Raw genomic sequence first — 8,286 nt, 5'->3', positions numbered from 1 at the left:
AGTCTTTAGACTCCAGTGCCGGTAATAGACCCTTATAGGGTCAAAGCAAACCACCGGCTAAGCCGGTGGTCGTGATTTGTATTAGAGCGTGTTTGAAAAATCATTTCCACAATCTGCACGCCCCACTTTGCGGTATATTTTGTCCGAATTCGGTTGCTGTAGTCACCGCAACGTCGCCTTCTTCCGACTTGAAATAAAAAAATTTATCCTTCAAAACTGTCTCAAAATCAACTCGTCGACTCGTTCTGGCTTAAATATAAGGCTTAAAAGAAGATTTTAACCTGTTCAAGAAACGCTTCAGGTGCTTCAACATGTGGAAGATGTTTTGTTTCTTTGAGAACAGAAACTTCAATAGCCGGGTTGGAGGCACAATAATCATCAGTGACAGCCTTTCCGTTTGGCTCTGTTTCACCTTCAACAATATAAATACTGTTATCCAGTGCCTTAAGTGCATGACAGATATTTATATTTATATACTTAGCTGCAAGACTGGAGTACAAAAATCTGGTATAATATCCACCTTTATGAGCTGCTTCATAATAAGCATCTGCCATTTGATTATCCACATGGAATGGATTATAATACATCTTCTCGATAAAAAGATTATTTATATTATCACGTGATACGATCATATGATAAACCAGAGTTCCGAAAATCGGAATTTCCAGAGCTGCTTTTAACAGGCGGTCCTTTCTGTTTGGCATCTGTTTTAATTGAGTCAGGCTGGGCGGATTTACCAGCATGATTTTGTTAAAAAGTTCTTTCTCATTGTGACAGGCCATAGTAACAAAAGAGCCTGAAAAACCACTTGCAATCACATCTGTTTTCTGACCAATTATTTTTTTGATAAAATCACTGATCATCTGAACATAAACAAAATTTGTATAGGTAATGCTGGATTTGTCCGAACGTCCGCATCCTAACAAATCAACAGTATATACGGTATGGTCAATTGCCAGTTCGTCTTCAATTTTGCTCCATTCATACCCGGAAGCTCCAGGTAAAGTGTCATGAATCAAAAGAATCGGTGACCCAGTTCCCTTTTTGGTATAATAAATGTTCCCAAAGCGCCATTCAAAGTAATTGTCATTAGAAATGTGGAGCATCTGTTTTAATTGTGCAGCAGTAGCAATCGTGTGGTTAATGAAATGAACAGCAACAGTTGCGCCGGTCATCAGAGCAGCAAATGTAAGAAATTTGTGCTTGTTTTTACTCATTTTCGGCCTCCTTTATCAAGCATAACAAGTGATTAGCCTGCTAAAATTATATACCCATATTATACCGCGATACTGTCTGTTTTACAAGAAAATATGATGCGAAAAAAAGAACCATATGGATTGATGATGTTACTGTTCACTCCGTTCACAGCAACACGCTTCGCGATGCACAGAATTTATGCTAATCGCATAAATTCGCGCGGTATGTCTCGGGTTTTCTGTGACCTTCACTCACAAAAAACACCTCGCGGGATATTACCAGTGAACAGTAACTTGATGATTACTGTTCACACACCACAATCCTGCGAGGTGTTTTGGCATGAATGTGCCAAAATCCCGAGACATACAAGCCAAAATTCCATTGCCGCAGGCAATCTGGAATTTTGGCTACGCTACTGAGAACGGAGTGAACAGAAACGATTGATGGAAAAAGAAAATGTCAATCACCACAAAATATACAATATTTATGTTAAAAATAATGTGTTTTTTTATGTTTCACGTGAAACATTATGTGGCATGATTAAAATAAAAGTGTTATAATAAACCTGTATATGCCTGTTGGCATTATAAAAAATAATGTAACAGGCAAAATAGGAATAACTACAATTTAAAACCTCATAAAGGAGGAATGAAGTTGGGAAGAATTATAGCAGTTGCTAATCAGAAAGGCGGAGTTGGAAAGTCAACAACTGCAATTAATCTTTCAGCATGTCTTGCAGAAAAAGGGAAAAAGGTTCTCGCAATTGATATGGATCCACAGGGAAATACTACCAGTGGTTTCGGCGTTGATAAGAACGGCATAGAAAATACATTGTATGAACTTTTGCTTGGAGAGGCAGAAACGAAAGACACGATTGTAAAAGATGTTGTTGAGAATCTTGACCTGATTCCATCTAATATTAATCTTTCCGGTGCAGAAATCGAGCTGGTAGGAATCGATGATAAAGAATTTATCTTAAAGGGAATCACAGATAAGCTTCGACGTAAATATGATTACATAATACTGGATTGTCCGCCGTCATTAAATATGCTGACGATCAATGCATTAACCGCAGCTACATCTGTATTAGTGCCAATCCAGTGTGAATATTATGCGTTGGAGGGACTTTCACAGCTGATTCATACCATTGATTTGGTAAAAGAAAGACTGAATAAACGTCTGAAAATGGAAGGCGTAGTATTCACAATGTATGACGCAAGAACAAACCTGTCTCTGCAGGTAGTGGAAAACGTAAAAGAGAATTTAAATCAGAATATTTATAAAACAATTATTCCACGTAATGTAAGACTGGCGGAGGCTCCAAGCTATGGACAGCCGATTAATATCTATGATCCGAGATCAGCAGGAGCAGAAAGCTACAGGCTTCTGGCAGAGGAAGTGCTCAACAGGGAGGATAATTAATGGCAGGAAGAAAAAACGGTCTTGGCAGAGGCTTAGATGCATTTTTTCCAGACAGAACATCTGTTGTCAAAGAACCTGCCAGAAAGACAATAACCAAAACAGTTAAAACAGAGAAGAAATCTGACGTAGCTGAAAAACAGACAAACCCTACTGTTGCAAAGAAGCAAACAGCAGATTCGAAAACAGGGGCAATGATCGTAAAGATCTCAAGTGTAGAGCCGAATATGGATCAGCCACGTAAACAGTTCGATGAAGATGCACTCATGGAACTGTCTGAGTCTATTAAACAGTACGGCGTACTCCATCCACTTCTTGTGTCTGATAAAAAGGACTACTATGAAATAATTGCAGGTGAAAGACGCTGGAGAGCGGCAAAGCTTGCCGGACTGACAGAGATTCCTGTAATTGTTAAAGAGTTTTCTGAGCAGGAATTAGTAGAAATTTCCCTGATTGAGAATATTCAGCGGGAAGATTTAAACCCTGTGGAAGAAGCGATGGCATATAAACGACTGATTGATGAATTTCATCTGAAACAGGATGAAATCGCAGAGCGTGTAGGGAAAAGCAGAACAGCAGTAACAAATGCAATGAGACTTCTCAAACTCAGTGAAAAAGTGCAGCAGATGCTGATTGATGAGATGATCACTGCCGGTCATGCCAGGGCAATCCTTTCGATAGCAGATAAGGAAAAGCAGGAATCAATTGCAATGAAGGTTTTTGACGAGAAATTAAGTGTTCGTGAAACAGAAGCGCTTGTAAAACGTATGCTGGAGCCGCCAAAAACAGCAAAGAAGAGCAAATTCAGTTCTGCTGAGGATGCAATATATGAGAGTCTGGAAGAAAAAATGAAAAGTATCATGGGTACCAGAGTCCAGATTCACAGAAAGAAAAATGACAAAGGTAAAATTGAAATTGAATATTATTCCAAGGATGAACTGGAAAGAATCATAGATCTTTTCGAATCCATTGGTTAGGAGTGACAGTAATATGAGTGGCATTTTTGAAAATCTTGGAATTGATTCCGGGATCATCATTATTATACTGCTGATTCTTACTATCTTCCTGCTGGTAAGGAATATCAGTATGAATATGCGCCTGAGCCGTCTGGAACGTAAATATAAGACGTTCATGAAAGGTTCAGATGCACAGTCTCTGGAAAAAGTATTCGTTAGAAAATTCGCTCAGATAGATAAGCTCTATGATGCGAAGGAAGAACATGATCATGATCTTCTTTTTATCAAAAAGAATCTTGATAAAATGTTTAATAAATATGGTGTAGAAAAGTATGACGCATTTGATGATGTAGGTGGAAAGTTAAGTTTTGCGCTGGCTTTGCTGGACAAAGAGAATACAGGCCTTATCTTAAATGCAGTACACAGCCGGGACAATTGTTTTTTGTATATGAAAGAAATTGTAAAAGGCGAATCCTACGTTATGCTCAGCCAGGAAGAAGTAGAGGCACTTCGTAAGGCAGTGAATTTTGGACTGGATAATATTGAAGAATAAAGTTTTTTAAAAGTTACTGTGAACGGAGTGAACAGTAATGTTTAAAAGTTGAAAACAAGAGCATACTAAAAGAGAATCTGTTTTGTGCAGGAATGCACATGATATGATAAATTGATATCAGGGGGAAAGTTGTTGCCAGATTTTACCCTGACATCATTACATAATGTAATAGAATATTTCAGGAGGAACAAGATGTTAGATATTAAATTTGTGAGAGAAAATCCGGAAGTTGTAAAACAGAATATCCGCAACAAATTTCAGGATAATAAACTGGAATTAGTGGATAAAGTTCTGGAACTGGACAAAGAGAATCGCGAAATCAAACAGGAAGTAGAAGCTCTTCGTGCAGAGAGAAATAAAATTTCCAAACAGATCGGTGCACTGATGGCACAGGGAAAGAAAGAAGAAGCTGAAGAAGTAAAGAAACAGGTAGCTGCTTCCGGAACCCGTATTGAAGAACTTTCCACAAGAGAGAAAGAGGTAGAGGAAGAACTTCTCAAAGATATGATGGTAATTCCGAATATCATTGATCCATCTGTACCGATCGGTAAAGATGACAGCGAGAACGTAGAAATCGAGAAGTTTGGTGAACCGGTTGTTCCGGATTTTGAAGTGCCATATCATACAGAAATTATGGAAAATTTTGATGGAATCGATCTTGACAGTGCAAGACGTGTTGCGGGAAATGGTTTCTACTATTTAATGGGAGATATCGCAAGACTTCACTCAGCAGTAATTTCCTATGCACGTGACTTCATGATAAACAGAGGTTTTACTTACTGTGTACCTCCTTTTATGATCAGAAGCAATGTTGTAACAGGTGTAATGAGTTTTGCTGAAATGGATGCCATGATGTATAAGATTGAGGGTGAAGATTTATACCTGATCGGAACAAGTGAACATTCCATGATCGGTAAATTTATCGATCAGATCATTCCTGAGGAAGAACTTCCGAAAACTCTTACAAGCTATTCTCCATGTTTCCGTAAGGAAAAAGGTGCTCATGGACTTGAGGAGAGAGGCGTTTACCGTATTCATCAGTTTGAAAAACAGGAAATGATCGTTGTCTGCAGACCGGAAGAGAGTCCGATGTGGTTTGATAAATTATGGCAGAATACAGTAGATCTGTTCCGTTCTCTGGATATTCCGGTTCGTACACTTGAGTGCTGCTCCGGTGACCTGGCAGACTTGAAAGTAAAATCTCTTGACGTAGAAGCATGGTCTCCACGTCAGAAAAAATATTTCGAGGTAGGAAGCTGTTCAAACCTTGGTGATGCACAGGCACGTCGTCTTAAGATCCGTGTAAACGGAAAAGATGGTAAGAAATATCTTGCACATACATTAAATAATACTGTTGTAGCACCGCCTAGAATGTTGATCGCATTCCTGGAGAATAACCTGAATGCAGACGGTTCTGTAAGTATTCCTAAAGCTCTGCAGCCATACATGGGTGGTATGACAAAGATTGAGAAAAAGCACGCTTAATGGAGGGTGAGCTTTTTCAGGGAGGTGTTCTTATGCACAGTTATCTGAGGGCAGTTGGTTTTTCCAGGATCACCAAAAGAAGCAGTATCAGACAGATCATTACGGATGTGGTTGAAACTTATGATGAGAAAACAGTCATAGAGAACTACCCTGATGGTATGTTTGCAGAGTTTTCCAAGAATTATGGATGCGATTGTGGAATTACTGTCTGCGGGCAGTATGATGAAAACAACGTATTTTATCCGGATTATTATTTTCCTTTTTTTCGCGGAACAGGCATTACAACACAGGAGAGTGTTGTGATAGAAAGACATGCAGACAAAGAATCTTTTGCAGGTGCCTGTGACGATCTGAGAATTGGGGTTACTTTAATTTTCTATCTTCAGAATGCTGCTGAGTATCTGCAACAGCGTGAAAAAGGCAACATACTTCCGGGTGGCCAGCCTTTAACCCTTTCCGGGCTGGCCAGGGAAGGAAAAATCCTTTTTCCTGTAGAGAAAGATAAAGAAGCAGTAAAAGCAGAACGTGAACTGACAAAGAACAGAAATCATCTCATTGCAGCCGCCAGAAACGGTGATGAAGAGGCTATGGAGAGCCTCACGATGGAGGATATGGATACATATTCCATGATTTCTCAGCGTATAGTTACAGACGATATTTTTTCTATAGTGGATTCCTATTTCATGCCATATGGAATTGAATGTGATCAATATAGTATCATGGGTGAGATTCTGGATTTTATGACATTCAAGAACATTATAACAGGAGAAGAAATCTGCCAGCTTACATTAGACTGTAATGATATGCAGTTTGATGTTTGTATCAATAAGAATGATTTGCTGGGGGAGCCAAAGACCGGACGTAGATTCAAAGGAATCATATGGCTCCAGGGACAGTTGCACTATTAATTAAAATGATTTATGATGGCATGGACGAATATTTCGCCTATGCCATCTTGTGATTTACAAGAATATGTTTCACGTGAAACATGCTTATAACAATCCGCTTGACGAGGAAATGCTATAGAAATATACATTTCACGCCGAATATTTGCAATTCATTCCATGGGTAAGAAAAGAATGAATTCCTATGATATACTTGGAGCAGGCAAGGTGGAAAACTGAAAAAAGGAAGGTGATATTATATGAAAAACAAATTATGGAAACAATGGATGATAAGTGGGGTTCTGGTTTCTGCAATGGTTGTATCATGCGGGGTATCTGTAAGTGTACAGGCAGAAGAAACAACAGAGACAGAAGAAGCAGCAGAAACCGATTCCTCTGCTGAAAGTGAAGATGATCTGCAGATTCTTTTTGATCAGGCAGTTGAAGATGCGATGATTGCTGAGGATGGTGAGATTCTTCCGGTAGTAAGCCTGGATGAGGGAGAGCCTTATGCAGTTTATAATGAAGAGGGAAGAGTTCTTCTATATACATTCCATAAATATCCGGACAGTTATCCGGATGGCACTGATGTGAAACTGGAATGGGGAAATGTATGGACATTTACAGGTGGTGAACTGGAAGACTGGTATCAGGAAAATAAAGAGGGTGTAACAGACTGGCAGACAAGAATGAAAGAATTGCTTGGTCTGACTCCTGATAATGAATCTAACTATGTTACAGCTATGTGGGTAAAACCGGAAGATGTTTTTCGTCCGGCATATATTTCGGATATTGGAACAGTAGAAATGACAGACTCATTCTCCGAAGATGTTAATGCGGATTATAAAGCATGGTTTGATGCGAACATTATTTCCAGCTATTATGATGGCGAATATCCATGGACAAGATTGGGATATACTTATGACTGGGCGGATAATGGACAGGCTTACGGGTTGTCTGAGTTTATCGTTAAACAGGATAGTGATGTAAAAGTAGCATATACTGTTGAACTGGATGAGATGATTCAAAAGCTGGAAGATAATACATGGAATCCGGAAGCAGAAAATTAGATAAGAAAAGCCAGATTGCACTTGTAATTTTCTTTGAAATATAGTATATTAGTTACTGTTCATACACCATTATTCCTCGAGGTATTTTTGCAAAAATATGCCAAAGTCCCGAGACATACAAGCCAAAATCCCATTGTCGCAGGTAATCTGGAATGAATTTTGGTTAAGTTACTGAGAACGGAGTGAACAGTAACTTATATTATGGGTGTTGATTAAATGTCCATATAGCTCAGCTGGATAGAGCACTCGCCTCCTAAGAGAAAGCCGAGGCATTCCCCAAAGGGAAAAAATGAAAAACAACTTTCAGTTCGAATCTATTCTGAAAAATGCCAAAGGTGACAACAAAGCATTCCCCAAATTGGGGAACGGTCTAATGTTACCAAATCGAAAAAATCTGTAGATTGACAACTCGAAAAAGAGTTGATAATCTTATATATGGCCGAAGGGAAAAATCCCAGAAACCCAGTAAAATCAAGGGTTTGCGGCATGTGTCGTCATAGCTCAGCTGGATAGAGCACTCGCCTCCTAAGCGAGGGGTCGGAGGTTCAAATCCTCTTGGCGACGGGCTTCAAAGCGTTCGAAAATGTTAGCTGGATTAGCTGACAACGAACGCTTTTGTTATTTTCAAATCACGTTCGTGACATGAAATTCCATTCAAAATGATCAATTTCCAGCTAACGCAATCCGATTTTTGTTAGCTGACAGCTAATCAAAATTACCGG

The 8,286-nt window shown here is 39.1% G+C and carries 8 protein-coding genes and 1 tRNA gene; 8 read left to right on the top strand and 1 reads right to left on the bottom strand.

What is annotated here, in order from left to right; genetic code table 11:
* Positions 1-65 precede the first annotated feature (65 nt).
* Positions 66-197 (top strand): DUF6783 domain-containing protein, encoded by a 132-nt coding sequence (locus I4V44_RS18415; RefSeq protein WP_420314765.1) that lies wholly within the window; start codon positions 66-68, stop codon positions 195-197.
* Between the two features lie 66 nt (positions 198-263).
* Here the strand turns inward: I4V44_RS18415 and I4V44_RS16805 are convergent, their stop codons facing one another.
* Positions 264-1,217, bottom strand: a complete 954-nt coding sequence (locus I4V44_RS16805) for an alpha/beta fold hydrolase (protein ID WP_008708024.1) — start codon at positions 1,215-1,217, stop codon at positions 264-266.
* A 634-nt stretch (positions 1,218-1,851) separates the two neighbouring features.
* Here I4V44_RS16805 and I4V44_RS16800 point away from each other — a divergent pair.
* The 7 genes from I4V44_RS16800 (at position 1,852) to I4V44_RS16770 (ending at position 8,128) form a co-directional block, all read left to right on the top strand.
* Positions 1,852-2,619: a ParA family protein gene (locus I4V44_RS16800; protein WP_025578451.1), complete on the top strand. Its 768-nt coding sequence runs from the start codon at positions 1,852-1,854 to the stop codon at positions 2,617-2,619.
* Positions 2,619-3,593 (top strand): ParB/RepB/Spo0J family partition protein, encoded by a 975-nt coding sequence (locus I4V44_RS16795; protein ID WP_025578450.1) that lies wholly within the window; start codon positions 2,619-2,621, stop codon positions 3,591-3,593. The genes I4V44_RS16800 and I4V44_RS16795 overlap by 1 nt, the downstream gene beginning before the upstream one ends.
* Positions 3,594-3,606: 13 nt before the next feature.
* Positions 3,607-4,125 (top strand): DUF4446 family protein, encoded by a 519-nt coding sequence (locus I4V44_RS16790; RefSeq protein ID WP_020993348.1) that lies wholly within the window; start codon positions 3,607-3,609, stop codon positions 4,123-4,125.
* 192 nt (positions 4,126-4,317) lie between these two features.
* Positions 4,318-5,610, top strand: coding sequence for a serine--tRNA ligase (serS, locus tag I4V44_RS16785; protein WP_118331685.1), 1,293 nt, complete (start codon positions 4,318-4,320; stop codon positions 5,608-5,610).
* Between the two features lie 32 nt (positions 5,611-5,642).
* Positions 5,643-6,518: a DUF3881 family protein gene (locus tag I4V44_RS16780; RefSeq protein ID WP_118571842.1), complete on the top strand. Its 876-nt coding sequence runs from the start codon at positions 5,643-5,645 to the stop codon at positions 6,516-6,518.
* Positions 6,519-6,754: 236 nt separating this feature from the next.
* Complete coding sequence (locus I4V44_RS16775; protein WP_165858236.1) at positions 6,755-7,564, top strand: hypothetical protein; 810 nt, start codon at positions 6,755-6,757, stop codon at positions 7,562-7,564.
* A gap of 490 nt (positions 7,565-8,054) precedes the next feature.
* Positions 8,055-8,128, top strand: a tRNA-Arg gene (locus tag I4V44_RS16770).
* The last annotated feature ends 158 nt before the right edge of the window (positions 8,129-8,286 follow it).

Source organism: Blautia sp. 1001283B150304_161114_C9 (assembly GCF_015668165.1).
Lineage (GTDB): Bacteria > Bacillota > Clostridia > Lachnospirales > Lachnospiraceae > Blautia_A > Blautia_A wexlerae.
Note: the sequence above shows the minus strand (reverse complement) of the source record. Positions and strands in the feature narration are given on the sequence as shown.

What these genes read in the sequence shown, in the direction of transcription:
- serS (WP_118331685.1), top strand. Translation starts at nt 4,318, where the DNA reads ATGTTAGATATTAAATTTGTGAGAGAAAATCCGGAAGTTGTAAAACAG.
- I4V44_RS16790 (WP_020993348.1), top strand. Translation starts at nt 3,607, where the DNA reads ATGAGTGGCATTTTTGAAAATCTTGGAATTGATTCCGGGATCATCATT.
- I4V44_RS16775 (WP_165858236.1), top strand. Translation starts at nt 6,755, where the DNA reads ATGAAAAACAAATTATGGAAACAATGGATGATAAGTGGGGTTCTGGTT.
- I4V44_RS16780 (WP_118571842.1), top strand. Translation starts at nt 5,643, where the DNA reads ATGCACAGTTATCTGAGGGCAGTTGGTTTTTCCAGGATCACCAAAAGA.
- I4V44_RS16795 (WP_025578450.1), top strand. Translation starts at nt 2,619, where the DNA reads ATGGCAGGAAGAAAAAACGGTCTTGGCAGAGGCTTAGATGCATTTTTT.
- I4V44_RS16805 (WP_008708024.1), bottom strand. Translation starts at nt 1,217, where the DNA reads ATGAGTAAAAACAAGCACAAATTTCTTACATTTGCTGCTCTGATGACC.